Annotated in this window: 12 protein-coding genes and 1 pseudogene; 6 read left to right on the top strand and 7 right to left on the bottom strand. The window is 59.5% G+C overall.

Annotation, left to right across the window (positions count from 1 at the left end; all coding sequences use genetic code 11):
• The 3 genes and pseudogenes from HMPREF2527_RS07055 to HMPREF2527_RS07045 form a co-directional block, all read right to left on the bottom strand.
• A pseudogene (locus HMPREF2527_RS07055) lies at positions 1–523 on the bottom strand (peptide ABC transporter ATPase); the annotation flags it as partial.
• 2 nt (positions 524–525) lie between these two features.
• Positions 526–1,236: a DUF6318 family protein gene (locus HMPREF2527_RS07050; protein ID WP_070507381.1), complete on the bottom strand. Its 711-nt coding sequence runs from the start codon at positions 1,234–1,236 to the stop codon at positions 526–528.
• A 427-nt stretch (positions 1,237–1,663) separates the two neighbouring features.
• Positions 1,664–4,891 (bottom strand): DUF3427 domain-containing protein, encoded by a 3,228-nt coding sequence (locus HMPREF2527_RS07045; protein ID WP_049344637.1) that lies wholly within the window; start codon positions 4,889–4,891, stop codon positions 1,664–1,666.
• A 313-nt stretch (positions 4,892–5,204) separates the two neighbouring features.
• Between HMPREF2527_RS07045 and HMPREF2527_RS07040 the strand changes: the two genes are divergently transcribed.
• Positions 5,205–5,642 carry a hypothetical protein gene (locus HMPREF2527_RS07040; RefSeq protein WP_049363696.1) on the top strand — a complete coding sequence of 146 codons (438 nt, stop codon included), beginning with the start codon at positions 5,205–5,207 and terminating at the stop codon, positions 5,640–5,642.
• A 148-nt stretch (positions 5,643–5,790) separates the two neighbouring features.
• Here HMPREF2527_RS07040 and pta read toward each other — a convergent pair whose 3' ends face one another.
• Complete coding sequence (gene pta / locus HMPREF2527_RS07035; RefSeq protein ID WP_070507379.1) at positions 5,791–7,881, bottom strand: phosphate acetyltransferase; 2,091 nt, start codon at positions 7,879–7,881, stop codon at positions 5,791–5,793.
• Positions 7,882–8,120: 239 nt separating this feature from the next.
• Complete coding sequence (locus HMPREF2527_RS07030; RefSeq protein WP_070507377.1) at positions 8,121–8,744, bottom strand: GNAT family N-acetyltransferase; 624 nt, start codon at positions 8,742–8,744, stop codon at positions 8,121–8,123.
• Between the two features lie 92 nt (positions 8,745–8,836).
• On the opposite strand from HMPREF2527_RS07030, the gene HMPREF2527_RS07025 reads away from it, so the two are divergent.
• The 4 genes from HMPREF2527_RS07025 to HMPREF2527_RS07010 all read left to right on the top strand — a co-directional run bounded on the left by HMPREF2527_RS07025 (position 8,837) and on the right by HMPREF2527_RS07010 (position 13,608).
• On the top strand, positions 8,837–9,733 hold the full coding sequence (locus HMPREF2527_RS07025; protein ID WP_070507375.1) for a spermidine synthase: 897 nt from the start codon (positions 8,837–8,839) through the stop codon (positions 9,731–9,733).
• 170 nt (positions 9,734–9,903) lie between these two features.
• On the top strand, positions 9,904–10,851 hold the full coding sequence (pheA, locus tag HMPREF2527_RS07020; RefSeq protein WP_070507373.1) for a prephenate dehydratase: 948 nt from the start codon (positions 9,904–9,906) through the stop codon (positions 10,849–10,851).
• Between the two features lie 92 nt (positions 10,852–10,943).
• Positions 10,944–12,251 carry a serine--tRNA ligase gene (gene serS / locus HMPREF2527_RS07015; protein WP_070507371.1) on the top strand — a complete coding sequence of 436 codons (1,308 nt, stop codon included), beginning with the start codon at positions 10,944–10,946 and terminating at the stop codon, positions 12,249–12,251.
• 268 nt (positions 12,252–12,519) lie between these two features.
• Positions 12,520–13,608 (top strand): diacylglycerol/lipid kinase family protein, encoded by a 1,089-nt coding sequence (locus HMPREF2527_RS07010; RefSeq protein ID WP_070507370.1) that lies wholly within the window; start codon positions 12,520–12,522, stop codon positions 13,606–13,608.
• 104 nt (positions 13,609–13,712) lie between these two features.
• Here HMPREF2527_RS07010 and HMPREF2527_RS07005 read toward each other — a convergent pair whose 3' ends face one another.
• Positions 13,713–14,399 carry a DUF8175 domain-containg protein gene (locus tag HMPREF2527_RS07005; RefSeq protein WP_070507368.1) on the bottom strand — a complete coding sequence of 229 codons (687 nt, stop codon included), beginning with the start codon at positions 14,397–14,399 and terminating at the stop codon, positions 13,713–13,715.
• 160 nt (positions 14,400–14,559) lie between these two features.
• Positions 14,560–15,411 (bottom strand): DUF8175 domain-containg protein, encoded by an 852-nt coding sequence (locus HMPREF2527_RS07000; protein ID WP_141744458.1) that lies wholly within the window; start codon positions 15,409–15,411, stop codon positions 14,560–14,562.
• A 394-nt stretch (positions 15,412–15,805) separates the two neighbouring features.
• Here HMPREF2527_RS07000 and HMPREF2527_RS06995 point away from each other — a divergent pair, with 394 nt between their 5' ends.
• Complete coding sequence (locus tag HMPREF2527_RS06995; RefSeq protein ID WP_070507363.1) at positions 15,806–16,549, top strand: carbonic anhydrase; 744 nt, start codon at positions 15,806–15,808, stop codon at positions 16,547–16,549.
• The last annotated feature ends 41 nt before the right edge of the window (positions 16,550–16,590 follow it).

Below are 16,590 nucleotides of genomic sequence, written 5' to 3'. Positions count from 1 at the left end.
GGCGGATTTCCTCCATGACTTCTTCGTAGGTCGGACCGGTGGGACCCGGACTGTCGGCACTGGTGAAGGTGCGGGTATCCTCGGGAACACAGGTTTCTGAGGTGCGGCTATACTTGCCAAAGCCACCATCAATGTAGGTCCCATCGTCACGAACAATAAGATTGTTGAGTTTTACGTTTCCAATCTTTCCGCCCTTACCTACGCAGCCAAGGATACGAGAGTCACTCTTGGAGCGAATTACGGTCATGCCGTTAGCGCCTTTGGAGGCGTAGGTGTTAGGTTCTGAATTTGATGACTGAGATGGGTAATTTCCGTCATTTATATTTTCTGAGGTATGACCTGTGTTTCTATTGCCTCCGCTTTTGTCTTTATATTTTGTATTCTTAGTGGTTTGACATACTTTGGCGCTATTTTCAGATGAACATTCTTTTGTCGAGTCGCTACCTAATGCCGGAGCGATTGATGAGCATACAATATTTATTCCAATAATTATCAATGAAATATTTTTAATATTCTGTCTCATGTTTAGTCCTCAACACTTACATAATCAATGATTTCCCATTTTTGACCGTTGTGCTTCAGTTCAAATTTGAAGGTATCATCAGTTTTGTCATCATTGGTCCAGCTAACCCAGCTCCCATCAGACTCAACAAAGATCTCACGATCCCATTCGCGATAGGCTTTCCAGAAGTAGGTTTCACCGTCTTCGGACCAAGGGTTTCCATCGGCTAGAAAATGGTCGATTCCACCAATAATCCATCCACCGCTTTGATAAAGCTCTTCTGCATTTTTATACTCTTCCAATTCACGTTTGAAATTTGGCGAGATGAACTTGCGAGCCATCGAGTAATCGCCAGTTTGAGTGCCGTAATTTGCCCACAAAATCCAGGCATCCATTGTCTTGCGCATGCCCTCCAAAGACTTTTCGTTGTAGCCGTCCTCCGGAACGTTAGGCTTCGGTACATTCTGTGCCGGACCGTACTTATCAGCAGGGCGGTATTCCCCATCCGGCGCCTTGGAACCGCCAGAGTAGCCTCGGACAGTAGAGGGGGTTGCTGAAGCTGATGCAGATTCAGATGCCGCAGCAGAAGTAGATGCCGATTCGCTTGGTGCGGCAGTTGCGGTGGCTGCCGCCTCGTTATTTGCCTGCTGGCCGCATGCCGCAAGCAGGGCCCCCAGGCCCGCAAGTGCGCCGCCGCCCAGCAAGGTACGGCGGTTGAAAATGGTCGAATCCATAGAAGATACGCTCCTATCGTCGGTGATGGTGTGTTGTTTAGTTACTAGTCGGACCGTTTTTCGCAGGTCAAACTGACCACCGGAAGGAAAACAGCCCCGTAGCTCGCCCAACAATCGCATCAATGCGCTATTGAGTACTACAGTTACCACCCTACCGCATGTTTGCCGTCGTTTGCATTCTTTTGAGGATGATGACGGTGGTTGGTCATTATTCGAGCTTCTCAATGCTTTATGCATCAAATATCTCTGCACCCGCGGTGGCGCCGTCTCTGCAGAATTTGTGCCATGGTTTAGTGTCTTCTGCCATGGTTTTTAACTACGACCAAAGACACTAACCTATGGCACAATTTTTCGGCACGGCACGGTAAAACAAAAACGGCCCCGGACACACACGCATCCGGGGCCGCCTGCTGCGGTTATTCAGCGCCTACGAGGCAATCTTCGCGATCTGGAACATGGACGCCGGCATCGGCCGGTCCAACGACCAGCGAATATGCATCGGCTTGGAGCCCTCGTGAGAAATGTATTTCACGGTGCCCAGGCACATGTAGGGTTCGGGGCCGAGCCTATTCTCCCTGTGCTGGCGGGCGAAGAGCACGATGCGTCGGCCTCGCTCCTCGTGGTGTTGGAAGAGCTGACCCGTCGGACTTTCGGGGGTTGTCGCGCTCTGTGAATCCCATGCGAACTCGTCAGTGCTGATGGCGTAGTCTTTGTACATGGTGGCCGGGGAGAAGTGCTTCTCAGATTTCTCTAACGTCACCAGCAACGCGGTGGTGTTCGTCGGGTCGAAGGGTACAACACCGTTGACCACGCCGCCGGGTACCTTGAAGTTCTCCTCCTGGCCGCCCAGTCCGGCGAATAGTTCCTCGCGGGAGTAGAGGGCGTGAGTGCGCAGGGGGATGCCTTCACCCTCAAAGAGCGGCAGGGTGGAGGTGGTGTCCGTACCGGCGTTGAAGTTCCATACGCTCTCCAGCTCCTGCAGCATGCCGCGGTTCTTGCGCAGAGTCGCCAGGCCTTCGTTGAGGCTAAACTTCTCAGAAGAACCGTCCCACTTGGCCTTCGGCCAGATGGAGAACAGCAGCATCCATGCGTGGCGGCGCTGTTCATCGGTCATGTCCTGCTCCAGGATGTCCGTGTTTAGCAGCTCCAGGTATGCGTTAATGCGGAACGTGTCGTGTACGTGCGTGAGTGCCTTGACGCGCTTATTCGTCTCGACGGCCACGTTGTCCTGGAAGGGAACCACCAGGTCGGGGTACAGTTCACTCGCGGCCTGGAGGCTGGTCCAGGTTGTTGCGACGGGCTTAGTGATACCGGGCAGGGTCATCTTGCTGTTGCGGCCGTAAATCTGCGGCAGTCCCAACCCGTAGCGGTTGATGAAGTCAATGACGGTGGGGCGAATATCGAGGTCCGTGGAGTTTCGGCGCATATCTTCCAGGTAGCTCTTTGCGGTGTCGATGAGGGCGTTCTGGTTCATGCGTAGGGACTCGCGAATCTTCTTGATGACCTGCTTCTGAGTTAGTTCGTCCAGGTGGAAGTGGCAGCCAGCCGGCAGCTCGGGGTTCTTAACGTCCTGCTCGGTCAGGGTGCCCTGTCGTGCAAAAGCGCGGTACTTGCTGTGAATCATGAAGTTCTTGTTCTGGTGTCCCACGAAGTCGAGGACCGTCAGAACAGACTTCAACGGTGCACGGCGCAGGCCGCGGCCCAGCTGCTGCAGGAAGAGGGTGAGCGACTGGGTGGGGCGCAGCATCAGGAGGGTGTCGACGCTCGGAATATCGACGCCCTCGTTGAACAGGTCCACGGTGAAGATCGTGGTCAGCTCGTGCGTTTCGTCTGCAAGGTTTTTCATGACCTCGGCGCGGCGCTCGGCGGAATCTGTACCGACCAAAAAGTCAGCGGGAATACCGACCTCGTTGAATTTCTGCGCCATGTATTCGGCGTGCTTCACGCTCACACAGAACCCGAGTGCCTTCATGCGCAGGGGGTTGTCGACCTTCTCGCGTAGCTCCTCCACGATGATGCGCAGGCGGCGTTCAGCCTCGTCCTTGGTGTACAGGTTCTCAAGGGCGTTTTCGTCGTATTTGCCGCTTCGAACGTTGATGCGGCGCAGGTCGGTGCCGTCGGCAATACCGAAATACTGGAAGGGTACGAGGAGGTGGTCTTCGAGTGCGTCCCATAGGCGGATTGAGGTCGCCACGTAGCCGTCAAAGTACTTGTCGGCGATGTTCACCCCGTCTTCTCGCTCGGGGGTTGCGGTCAGGCCAATAAATTCGCGGGGCTCAAAATAGTTGAAAACTTTGTCCCAGCTGGCGGCCTTAATGTGGTGGCATTCGTCCATGATGATGACGTCGAAATAGTCCGGCGCGTAACTTTCGAGGGCGGCACCTGACAACGTTTGAACGGTCGCAAAAACAGCCTCATTATATTCAGGCTTTTTGCCGCCGGTCAGGAGCTCACCGAAATTACCTTTAAGCATGACGTCGCCGAAAGTGCGGCGCGCCTGGTCTAGGATTTCTTTTCGGTGTGCAATGAAAAGCAACTTTAGCTTTTTGCCGTACTGCTCGCAGAGGCGCTTGTAATCGAGAGCCGAGAACACGGTTTTGCCGGTGCCGGTTGCGGCCACGGCGAGGTTACGGTGGCGGCCCTTAGAACGAGCGTTCTGCATCTCTTCGAGCATGCGCACCTGATGCGGGAACGGGTGCACATCCAGCAGGGACGAGTCGATATCGTACTCCAGGCCCTTGCTTTTACGGCCGGTAATATCCGCCTTGGCCAGGGCAGTATCCAACTCCTGTTTCTCCTGGTCAGAGGCGGTGTAAAGGGTAAAATCGCCGCTCTTCCAGTAGCTTTCAAACAGGCCTTCAAACTGGCGGATCAGGCCGGGTGTAATCGGGTTAGAGATGCGAACATTCCACTCCAGGCCGTCAGTGAGTGCGGCACTGGACAGGTTCGAGCTGCCCACATAGCCGGTGGACATGCCGGTATTGCGGTGGAACAGCCAGGCCTTCGCGTGCAGTCGGGTGCTGTCGCCCTGGTAACTGATTTTTACCTCGGCACCGTACTCTTCAACGAGGCGATCGATAGCCTTGCGGTCGGTTGCGCCCATGTAGGTGGTGGTAATAATGCGGAAAGGGATACCGCGATTTTTAATAGCTTTAAGCTGCTCACTCAAACTATTAACGCCGGACATTTTAAGAAATGAGCAGAGCAAATCTACGCGGTCTGCACTTTCTAATTCTTTCTGAATTTCAGTATTGAGATTCAGGTCTTTAGAAGTATTCGTCATCAGAGCAACGTCACTCAGAGGAATATCGGGGCGCGTAGTTTTTGCGTCAGTGAGGGCGAGCTCGCGCATCTGAATTACGTTGCTGTCGTCATCGGTCAGCAACGAATCGTTCTGCTCTTCGGCATCCTGCGGCAGGAGCTCCATCATGCGGTTGATGAGTTCCACCTGGTCTGCGGGGGTCTTGAGGCTTTCGAGGGCGGGGGCCAGCTGGGTGGCGAAGAACTGGGTGAGCAGTTCGGGGATGTTGTAGTCGTCCTTTTCGAGGATTTCTTCCTGCCATTGCGCGCCTTCAGGGATGGTGCGGCTCATGAGCGATGCGCTCTTGAGGTGTTCGTAGAGCCCCAGGGGGAGAGTTTCGTCAGTTGTGGTCATAGCAGCAGCCTAGCAGCCCGGGCGGTTTGCCGCTGCTTGGGTGGTCACCGGCTCACGGGGTAGGGGTGGCGGAATCCTGTAATTACAAAAATTCTGCCCCGCATCCTCCTCGAAAAGCCACATGTGTTTCGAGAAGCCACATAATATGTTGCTTTTCGAAACACATGTGGCTTCTCGGTGCAATAAAAACAGCGCCCCGCACGCAGAACACACCAGCCCAAACGCTATTGATTCGCATCACACTCCGGCATTCTTGGGTATCCTTGGGGTAACACTCAGACAGAAGCCTGCCCTCCACCTCGAAAGGGGCCGCATGAAAACCTTCTGGACCAACCTACCCCTCACCATCCGCGCCGCAGCTATCTTCTGCTACGCCTACACCGGGGTGCGCATCCTCAACCTCTTCTCGGAGGTAGGCACCGCACCGCTGACCCCGCGCACGCTCCTTGACGGTGCCCTCACCGCGGCTGTCGTCGTCGGTGCCCTCGCCCTGTACCTGGGTAACGCCCTGGGTGCCGCTCTGCGCGCCCGACGAGAAGGCTACGAGCCCCGCCCGGTCGGCATCATCGTCGCCTACGCGCTTTTCGTGGCGGTGTGCACCTACCTTGCCTACCGCCTCATCGCTTACACCGTGGAGGCGGGGCTCACCTGGCTCTTCCCACCCGCCCTCGGCCCGGTTCTGACCGCCGTGGGCATGGCTGGTCTTGGCGTGATTAACTATGTGCGCCTCCGCCGCACCCGCAAGGACTAACCGGGGAATGGCACTACAAGAAACCCTGTAATTACAAAAAATCTCCCGCACCGGGTGGAGCACACCTCTAAGGCATGCCCCGCCCAGTGCGGGAGATTTCTATATCAACGGAACACTGCAGCCTTCACGCTACAGCGCCGCGTGCACCTTACAGGCTCTGTGCCTGAATTGCGGTAATCGCAACGGTGTTGATGATGTCCTCAACGGTGGTACCGCGCGACAGGTCGTTCACGGGCTTACGCAGACCCTGCAGAACCGGGCCCACAGCGGCAGCACCCGAAGACTGCTGAACAGCCTTGTAGGTGTTGTTACCGGTGTTCAGGTCGGGGAAGATGAACACGGTAGCCTGACCAGCGACCTCGCTACCGGGCAGCTTGGTCGACGCAATGGACATGTTCGAAGCAGCGTCGTACTGGATCGGGCCCTCGACCGCGAAGTCGGGGTTCGAAGCGCGCACGAGCTCGGTTGCCTCGCGCACAACGTCCACGTCTGCGCCAGCGCCGGAGGTGCCGGTCGAGTAGGACAGCATAGCAACCTTGGGGGTGACGCCGAACTGGCGTGCAGTCTCTGCGGATGCCTTCGCGATGTCGGCGAGCTGCTCTGCGTTGGGGTTCGGGTTCACTGCGCAGTCGCCGTAGACCAGAACGCGGTCTTCCATCAGCATCAGGAAGACGGAGGAGACGATCTTGGTGCCGGGGCGGGTCTTGATGAACTCGAGCGAGGGGCGGATGGTGTTCGCGGTGGTGTTCACTGCACCGGAAACCATGCCGTCGGCGATGCCCTTGTAAACGAGCATGGTGCCGAAGTACGAGGGGTCGGTCATGCGCTCGCGAGCAGCCTCAATGGTGACGCCCTTGTGTGCACGCAGCTCAGCGTAGGTTGCTGCGAAGTCCTCGGTGTACTCGTTGTTTTCGATGTCGATGATACGAACGGTGCTGGGCAGTTCGATACCTTCGGCCTGGCAGATCTCTGCAATCTTGGTGGGGTTGCCGAGCAGGATCAGGTCGCAGAAGTCGCGGCGTGCAATGATTTCGGATGCACGCAGGATTCGCACGTCGTAACCCTCGGGCAGGACCACGGAGCGGCGGTTTGCGCGTGCGGTCTCGATGAGGTTGTGCAGGAAGCGCAGCGGGGTCATGGATGCGGGGCGCTCAATTTCGAGGCGTGCCAGCAGTTCGTCCTTGTTGACGTGCTCGTCCCAACCGCCCATTGCCGCTGCGAGCTTGCGCTGGTGGCCGCTTTCGAGGGTGCCGCGGACGCGGGAGACTGCGCGTGCAGACTTGAAGGTGTCCTTGGTGGTGGACAGCACGGGGAACGGCGCGTTGTCGATGAGGGAGCCGACTGCGGTGTTCTTGCCGGGCAGCGCGTCCAGGCCGCCGGTGAGCAGCACGCCGGAGGGTGCGGGGAAGGTCGGTGCCAGTGCGGATGCGAGGGTTGCTGCGACGATGTCTGCACGGTCGCCGGGGACGATGACGAAGTCGCCGTCGACGAACTGGTTGAGGAAGTTGGAGACGTTCATTGCTGCGACCTTGATGCCGTGGATGTCGCGGCTGAGGTCTTCTGCCTTGATGCCTTCGGTGTCGAGCTTGAGGGCTTCGGCAACTTCACCGACGGTGGGTGCGTTCAGTTCGGGGATTTCGGGCAGTACGTAGACGGGCAGGTTTGCGTCGCCGCGCTTGACGGACTTTTCGATTTCGTCGCGCAGTTCGGGTTCTGCCCGGCTGACGATGATTGCGAGCAGGTCTACCTTGGAGGCGAGCAGTTCGGTGCGTGCCACGTCGACTGCGGTGACTGCTTCTTCGACGGTTTCTTCCTGTGCGCCGACGATTGCGACGACGGGCAGGCCAAGGTCACGTGCAATCTGGACGTTCAGGTCGAATTCGACTGAGAGCGCGTTGGCGGGCAGGTAGACGCCGTCGACGATTACGACGTCGCTGTGTGCTGCGACCTTCTCGTATGCGGAGACTGCGCGTGCGGAGATCTCTTCGGTGTCGCCTTCTGCGATGAGTGCGAGTGCGTCGGTCATGGAGACTGCGCCGCCTACCTGCTCTTCGGTCAGGCCGAAGTGTTCACGGATGAGGCGTGCCATGGGGTCGTCGGCGATGGTTGCGCCGTCGAATACGGGGCGGAAGAAGCCGACGCGGTCTGCGCGCTTGATGAGGGAGTCTGCTAGACCCAGGGCTACGAGGGACTTGCCCGAGTTCTGGGACATAGCGGAGAGGTAAAGACCGGTGGTCATTGTTTTACTGTCCTTCTATGCGATGTTCGGCGCTGGGTCCCGCGGTTGTGCAGGGGTGTATGTGCTCCTGTGCGCGGGTGCGTCGAGCTTATAGGTCATCTTCTATCTTAAGGCGTTGTGGGGGTGGCGCCTAACAGGGAGTGCGGTGCGCTGCGTCATGTGTTGCGTCATGTGGGGCGGATGCGCAGCTTGTTAGGGCTGGGGTGTTTTGCGTGCCGCCTCCTGGTGTGGTGTGCCGTTTAGGGGTTGAGGATGCGGGTGTATCGTACGCTGCGTCCGGGGGCCCAGGAGCCGCGCGCTTGGAAGTACACGCCTTCGTTACGGTAGCCGAGGCGCTCGTAGAAGGAGAGCGCTCGTTCGTTTTCTGCCATGACCCACAGGTAGGAGTTTTCGTCCGGGTAGATGACGGATTCGTAGAGTGCCTGTCCGAGCCCGGTTCCGTGCGTGTGGTTGAGGGTGTACAGGTGCGTGAGTTTGCGGGTGCCTGTGGGCAGTTCGGGGAGGGACTCGGCACGTTCGAGTTCCCAGGAGGAGGGCTCACACAGGGAGAGCGCCAGGCCGACCGGCTTATCCCAGTCGATCTGCGCGCCGATGGAGCAGGAGAGCCCGCCGTCGGGGGTCCAGCCGGGCACCTCATAGGCGAAGAAGCCGCGCACGGTGGAGGAGGAGAGGTGGCGGTGGAAGTCTTCGAGGTATTCGTTGCGTTCGGCGCGGTGGCGGGCGGTGAAGCTTTCCCCGAGCGCGTCGAAGTAGATCGGGTCGTAGGTTTGCTCCATGCAGTCCAGCTGCAGGTTGACGTATTTTTCGGCGTCGGTCGGTTCAATCGGTGCGAGCGCGTAGCGGCCCTGACATACAAATCCCATGGGTTCTAGTCTACTCAGCCGGCCCCCGTGGAGGCGGTTCCTTGCGGGTGCGTACGCTAGGGGCGTGCGGGCTGTCGGCTAGGCTAGTGGGTATGGCGAAAAAGAGCAGGGCACCCAAGAAGTCCCAAAAGGCGCAGAAAGCCCAGAAGCAGCAGAAGAACCGCATCGACGATACCGAGAGCGCCCCCGTGCAGGGTGCCGCCGCTGGCGTGTACCCGATTTCTACGGGTGAGGCGGAGCTGGTCCCTGACGGCTACCACGCCGACGGCTGGCTGCTACTCATTAATGGTGTGCAGTCTTCCCACGTGATTGTGGGTGAGCCCCGCCAGCTGGATTTTGAATACATGCGCTGGATCGCGGCGGTCGTCTCCTCGCATGTGGAGGAGCACCTGGACGCCGCGAAGCTGCGCATCACCCACCTGGGCGGCGGCGCGTGCTCGATGGCGCGCTATTTCGCTGACCTGTACCCGACCAGCCGCAACACCGTCGTTGAGCTGGATGCCAAGCTCGCCGAGTATGTGCGCGCCTGGTTTGACATCCCCAAGGCGCCGCGCGTGAAGATTCGCGTGGGTGAGGCGGGTGCCGTCACCGCGACCTTCGCGCCCGCATCCCGCGACGTGCTGATCCGTGACGTGTTCGCCGGGGACACCACGCCCGAGGCGCTCACCACCGTCGAGTTCACCCGCACCGTCGCCGAGTCGCTGGCACCCGGTGGCCTGTACATCCTGAACTGCGGTGACGGGCCTGCGCTGACCGGTGCCCGCGCGGAGGCGTCCGCCCTGCTTGAGGTGTTCGAGTACGTGTGTATTGTGGCGGATTCGGCAATGTTGAAGGGCCGCCGCCGCGGCAACGTCATTATTGCTGGCTCGCACGCGCCCCTGCCGGAGGCTGGTTCCGTGCAGGCTGCCGCTATCGCCCGTGAGCTCATGGGTGGAGGCGTACCCGCCCAGTACTGGGACACCGCGCGTGTACGCCAGTTCGTGAGGTAGCGGTTTCAGCTGCTGTATAGGTTTTCGGTGGCGGCTTAGGTCTTTCGGTTATGACCTAAGTTTTTCGGTCATAGGTTAGTGACTTTGGTGGGGGCTCTTAACTACCGCCAAAGACCGTAACCTATCACCGAATTCGGCGCCCCCTACACGGCAGACGCTACTATAGTGGCATGCGATACACCTACCTTGGCCCCTCCGGCACCTTCACCGAATCCGCCCTGCTGAGCGTCCCCGGCGCAGCCGACGCCGAACGTATCCCCGCCACCAGCGTGCCCGACGCGCTCGCACGCCTGAACGCGGGCGAGGTGGACGCCGCCATGGCGCCCATCGAAAACTCTGTGGAGGGGGGCGTGAGCGCCACTCTGGACGCTATCGCAGCCAGCGAGGGTGTACGCATTATCCGCGAGGTGCTCGTACCGATCCGATTCGTGCTGGTCGCCGCGAAGCCCATTAGCATTGAAGACGTCAAGACCATCTCCACCCACTCGCACGCCTGGGCGCAGGTGCGCGGCTGGGCGCAGGAGAACGTACCCGCTGCCGCCTACCTGCCCGGCTCCTCCACCGCGGCGGCGGCTGTTGGCCTGCTCGAAGAGGGATGCACCTACGACGCCGCGATCTGCTCCCCGGCGCTGCTGAACTACCACCCGGAACTGCACGTGTTGCAGGACAACATCGGCGACAACAAGAACGCCGTAACCCGCTTCGTGCTGCTCTCCCGCACCGCCGACATTCCCGAACCGACCGGTTCCGATAAGACCACCCTGACCGTGCCGCTGCCCGCCAACCGCGCCGGCGCCTTGCTTGAACTGCTCGAACAGTTCTCCGTGCGCGGCGTGAACCTCTCCCGCATCGAATCGCGCCCCACCGGCGAAGGCATGGGCTCCTACTCGTTCAGCATCGACGCCGACGGCCACATCTACGAGGCACGCATGCGCGACGCCCTGCGCGGCCTGCACCGCGTCTCCCCGACGCTAAAATTCCTCGGCTCCTACCCGCGCGCCGACCACGAAAACACCGAAGTCGACAACATCCACTCCGACGGCTCCTTCGACGCCGCACACGAATGGGTCGAGTCGCTCTTCCCGAACGGCCGCCCCGCACAGCTGCAGCGCCACTAGCCGCCCCGCCGCTAGATACCCCCGCACCTACCCGTGCCCCACCAGCGCAAACCCCGCCCACAACCCACCGCAAGATTAGGTAGGATAAAACAGTGATTGATATTAACCTCCTCCGCGAAAACCCCGACGTCTTCCGCGCCTCCCAGCGAGCACGCGGCAAGGACGAAACCCACGTCGACCGCATCCTCGAAGCCGACACCGCACGCCGCGCACTCATCGGCGAATACGAGACCCTGCGCGCCGAACAGAACGCCTTCGGCAAGACCGTCGCAAAGGCACCCAAGGAAGAAAAGCCCGCCCTCGTCGCACAGGCGAAGGAACTGGCAGCCCGCGTCAACGAAGCAAAGGCAGCCTCCGAAGCGAAAACCGCCGAATACGAGGAACTGATCAGCAGCATCGAAAACCTCATCATCGACGGCGTACCCGTCGGCGGCGAAGACGACTACGTAGTCGTCAAGGAAGTCGGCACCCCCCGCGACTTCACCACCGAAGGCTTCGAACCGCGCGACCACCTCGAAATCGGCGAGCTCGTCGACGGCATCGACATGGCACGCGGCGCGAAGGTCTCCGGCGCACGCTTCTACTTCCTCAAGGGCCAGGTAGCACGCCTCGAACAGGCACTCATGTGGATGGCGCTCGACCTCGCAACCGAGCACGGCTTCACCATGATGACCACCCCCACCCTGGTACGCCCCGAAATCATGAACGGCACCGGCTTCAACGTCAAGCACGACGACGAAATCTACCGCCTCGAACGCGACGACCTGTACCTGGTCGGCACCTCCGAAGTGGCGCTCGCCGGCTACCACACCGACGAAATTCTCGACTTTGAGAAGGGTGCGAAGAAGTACCTGGGCTGGTCCTCCTGCTACCGCCGCGAGGCAGGCTCCGCAGGTAAGGACACCCGCGGCATCATTCGCGTGCACCAGTTCAACAAGGCTGAAATGTTCGTCTACTGCCCCGTCGAGCAGGCAGAAGAAATGCACGCAAAGCTGCTGTCCCTCGAAGAGGAAATGCTGCAGCGCTGCGGCCTCGCATACCGCGTAATCGACACCGCCGCAGGCGACCTGGGCACCTCCGCAGCCCGCAAGTTCGACTGCGAGGCGTGGGTCCCCACCCAGGGCACCTACCGCGAGCTGACCTCCACCTCGAACTGCACCACCTACCAGGCGCGCCGCCTGAACATTCGCGAGCGCACCCCGGACACCGTGGACGAGGCAGGCAACGTGCGTAAGGGCCGCACCCGCTCCGTAGCGACCCTGAACGGTACCCTGGCGACGACTCGCTGGGTGGTTGCCATCCTGGAGACTCACCAGCAGGCAGATGGCTCTGTGCGTATTCCTGAGGCACTCCGCCCCTACATGGGTGGTGCCGAGGTCATCCCCGCTGTCGCTGAATAAGGGATGCCTGCTGGAGTGAGTCTCCACTCCGGCGGGGGATTTAGTGCCTCGCGCGCTCGGAATTCCCCACCTCCGTCCCACCAGCAGGCTGACGGTTCTGTTGTGATTCCGGAAGCGCTGCGTCCGTACATGGGTGGTGCCGAGGTTATCCCGGCTATCGCTGAATAAGGGAAACCCCGCCCGCTGAGTAATCTCACAACCAGCTGAAAAACCCGCTCACCGCGTAAACGGTGGGCGGGTTTTTGTGTATCCCGGTAGTCTAAGAACTATGCCTCTTTACCGTAAACTCCTTGGTGTTTCCGCGGCGGCGGCGCTGACCGCCTCCGTCACTCGTGCCCGCAAGAACGCGCGCCGACGCGCTATCGAACTGGGCGCGCCCTTCGGCGTTCTGCCGACCCTGCCCACCGGTGAGGCGCAGCGTGTGGGCGTGGTGTACAACCCGAGTAAGCCCGGCGTTGCGGCGGCTATTGAGATTCTGGAACGTACCCTCGCGGCGAACGGCCACCCGCAGGCGCTGGTGCGCACCACCCGTGTGGACGAGCCCGGTTCTGAGGCTGCCCGCGAGCTGATCGCTGAGGGTGTTGACCTGCTGATTGCTGCCGGTGGTGACGGTACGGTGCGTGCTGTGGCGGCGGCGCTGGCGCATCATGAGGGGCGCAAGCCGCGCCTGGGTATTCTGCCGATGGGTACCGGTAACCTGCTGGCGCGTAACCTGTACATTCCGGTGAGTGACGTGGCGGCGTGCGTGAACATTGCGCTCAACGGTGCAGGTCAGGCCGTTGATGCGATTGAGATGACGACGACGAACACCCCCGGCGAAGAAACCGAACACACGTTCTTTGTGATGAGTGGTGCCGGCTTTGATGCGCTCGTTATGAATGATACGAACGAGGATATTAAGGCGAAGTTCGGCTGGGTTGCGTACGTGCAGTCCGGCATGAAGCACATGCTGGGCAGGTCGCACCCGGTGCGTATTAGCGTGGACGGTGGGGAGCCTCGCATTCTGCCGATGCGTTCGGTGCTGATCGCGAATTGTGGCCGCCTGCAGGGTGGTATTCGCCTGGCGGATATGACGGATGTGCACGACGGCAACCTTGAGGTGATTGTGGCGTCGCCGCGTGACCTGGTGGAGTGGGGGCTGCTGATGGCGAAGGTTACGCGCCGCACGATTTTGGGGTCGCCGCGTATTGAACTGCCGGTGATTCGCCACTTGGTGGGGTCTGAGGTGGTGTTGGAGTTCCCGGATGGTGCGCAGCCGGTTGAGGTGGATGGTGACCCGGCGCCGTCGGCGCACCGTATTAGCGCGCGGGTGCTGCCTGCCGCCGTGGAGGTGGCGGTCCACCCGGATGTGCTCTAGCGGGTAGCGCCTAGAGCTGTCTTAAACGTATAAACGCGGTGGGGCACGACCTAATGAAAGGTCGTGCCCCACCGCGTATTTTCGGGTCTACCGGTTTTTAGTTTTTAGGCTTCCCAGGTGATGAACTCGTCAGGGTCGACACTGTTAACTGCAGAAGGAGTCGTGGGAGCCCAATAGTGCCAGTCACCATCGTGCCACTCCATCACCATATCTACAGAGCGGTACGACCCCGAGGGAATCTGCATTAGCACACGTACAGTCGCGCGCTCAGGAGTATACGAGACATAACGGTAACCAGCAACGTGAACCACAGTGCGGGTCTTAGTGTCCTTGAGGCGGCTCTCACGGAATGCGTCAGCACCCGGGCCCACAACAGTCTGGACATATGCCTCCGGTGCCTCATTAATCTCGATGGTCGCCCATACAGCAGCGTAGAGTGCGCCCTCAGCAGAGTGCTCAAAGCAGTTGCGAATCGGGGAGTTTGCCTTCGGACCAGCGGTCTTCGACACCGGGCCAGTCCAGCCAGCATCGGTGGTTACCCAGGTGGTGTCCTTGGGTGCTGCGTCCAGTACCGCCTGGTCGTCTGAGGTGCCGGCACCGCAGGTGCCTGCCGCTACCGTTGAGGTGGCCTTCGACTGAGCCGCACCGTTCGAGCCGCCCGAAGCGGAGGTGTTGGAATTATCGCCGCCGCGCGGAATCAGCACGATGACCAGTACAACGAGGAGGGCGACGACAGCTGCTGCCAGTCCGAAAGCCCAGCGGGGGATAGTGACTCCACCCTTGTTCTCCATAACAATCTCCAATCTTTTGCCCTGGCTAAGGGCACATTTTTGGGTTCTGCTCTGGTTAGAGCAGAGTCTGAGTGAGTGATAGAAAGGGGAGTGTCGAGTAGTTTCTCTCCTCAGAGAGACACAAGATTTGTTGGTGAGTAGGCTACTGCGCGTTTGCTGGTTAGCGCTTGAAGCCCCACTCAGCGAATTTCTCCTTGCCGATGGTGAATCGCTGTGAGGGATCATCAGATTCATCCATCAGTATGTTCGTTGTAAGTTCTGACTTTTCTGAGTCAAAACGCCAATCGCCGTCCTCCCAGACCATGCGGATGGGCACCCAGCCGATATTGATTGACTTACCCTTCTTCTGAACCATGAAGTAGACCTTCACCGTGGCACGCTCCGTAGAGTATCCCTGGATGCTGTAGGCATAAATAACCGATACATAGTCAGACATGTCATCATTCGAGTCGCTGGACTCTTCATCTTCCCACGGATCGGGTTTGCCATCGTAGCGGCTAGAGAAGATAGCACGACGCGCATCAGCTGGTATTTCGTCATTACCAATTACAACCATTGCATTAATGGCGGACATAGCTGCACCTGTCGGGTTGTGTGCAAAGCACTGGCCCAGACGACCCTGACGCACGGCCGGGCCATAAATTTTAGATACCGGATAATGGACGCTGTCGGTCATCTGCTCCCAGGTGTAGTCAGAAGGAATATCCGCAGAAAATTCCTTGCCAGTGGGGACCTTCACATCGCACACTGCGCGGTGGTTGGTGCTCGCTGAGCTACTTGCCGCTAGTGCTGAGATGGAGGGCTCTGCAGTGCTAGAGGAGGCGGGCTGTGACTGCTCATTGTTAGAGGAGCCTGCTGCTACGGGGTTTGAGTCTTTACCGCGCGGAATCAGCACGATGACCAGTACAACGAGGAGGGCGACGACAGCTGCTGCCAGTCCGAAAGCCCAGCGGGGGATAGTTACTCCGCCCTTGTTCTCCATAACAATCTCCAAAATACGTAGACCCCACAATTTCGGGGCGCGACAAACCCACCCCCAGCAGGAGGGCAGAGATTGAATGAGTGATGAGAAACTATGCGGTACCGCAGGAAAAGCATCTGAGCCAGAACACAACATCGAGGACTGCAAGACGCAAAAACACGGCGGCACATATTTATCGGTGTCAAAAGATACCCTATCATGCCTACAGATATCCTGCAGGCGCTCGCCCTGAGCTACCATGATATGAGCTGGACTGCACGAAAAAGAACCGAATTCATACCGCTAATCCGGTACCTAACCGTGCACCCACTATGCGTCAACGCCCGACGCAGACACCAACCGCAGGCGGCCGCAACGCTACACTGCCCCGCCTAGACACATCACACCGATACATAGAACCGTTCATCAGAGAAAGCCCCTCTCCATGACCCGCAAAATCACTGCCGCCGCTGCTGTACTTGCCCTGCTCGCCACCGGCTGCTCCGCTAGCACCGATAGCTCCGCACCGGGCGGAACCCTCATCACCGGCGGAACCTCTACCGCCACCAGCACCCCCACCCCCACCTCTACTACTCCTGCACCCGCAACCACCACCGCAGGTCGCACCCCCACCGTCACCGAGGTGACCGCCTCCCCGAGTGCAGAGGCAAGCACCACCGCGGCATCCACCACTGCGGCAGCGACCCCGACCGTGAGCCTTGACCCCTCACCCCTGGTGGGAACCGGTGGTGGACCCCAGCAGCCCTCCAGCGTTCCCACCCTCAATAGCATCACTGACGAAGACCGTGGTCGTGCTCTTGAAGCCGCGAAAGCAATTGTCGCCGCATACACCAGCGGCAAGCCGTACAAGGAATGGTCTGAAGAGCTCTACCCCATGATTGACCCCAAACTGCAAAACCACTACGGGCCTAACTCTCGTATTGATGTTTTCAAGGGAACCGTCACTAGTGCTGAACTGGTTGATGATCCGACCCTGAAAGTTCCTGGCGGTGACAACCCCTACTGGCTCACGGTTTGCGTGAAGGTCGAAGGAAGCATCAGCCCCGCCTACTATGTGCGTTTGCACCGTACCGCGGAGCGGCCCGACAAGTGGAAGGCGTCTCATATCCTTGAGCCGCAGGGCTTCAACAGCTTTGTGAAGGAACAAATGAAGGAACAGAACAAATAAGCGGTGGGTGCGGCTTCCCACTAGGATGCGCCCCTGCAGGG

The organism is Rothia sp. HMSC071B01, from assembly GCF_001808945.1.
Lineage (GTDB): Bacteria > Actinomycetota > Actinomycetes > Actinomycetales > Micrococcaceae > Rothia.
The sequence above is the reverse complement of the archived record's forward strand: the minus strand, read 5'-3'. Positions and strand labels throughout refer to the sequence as shown.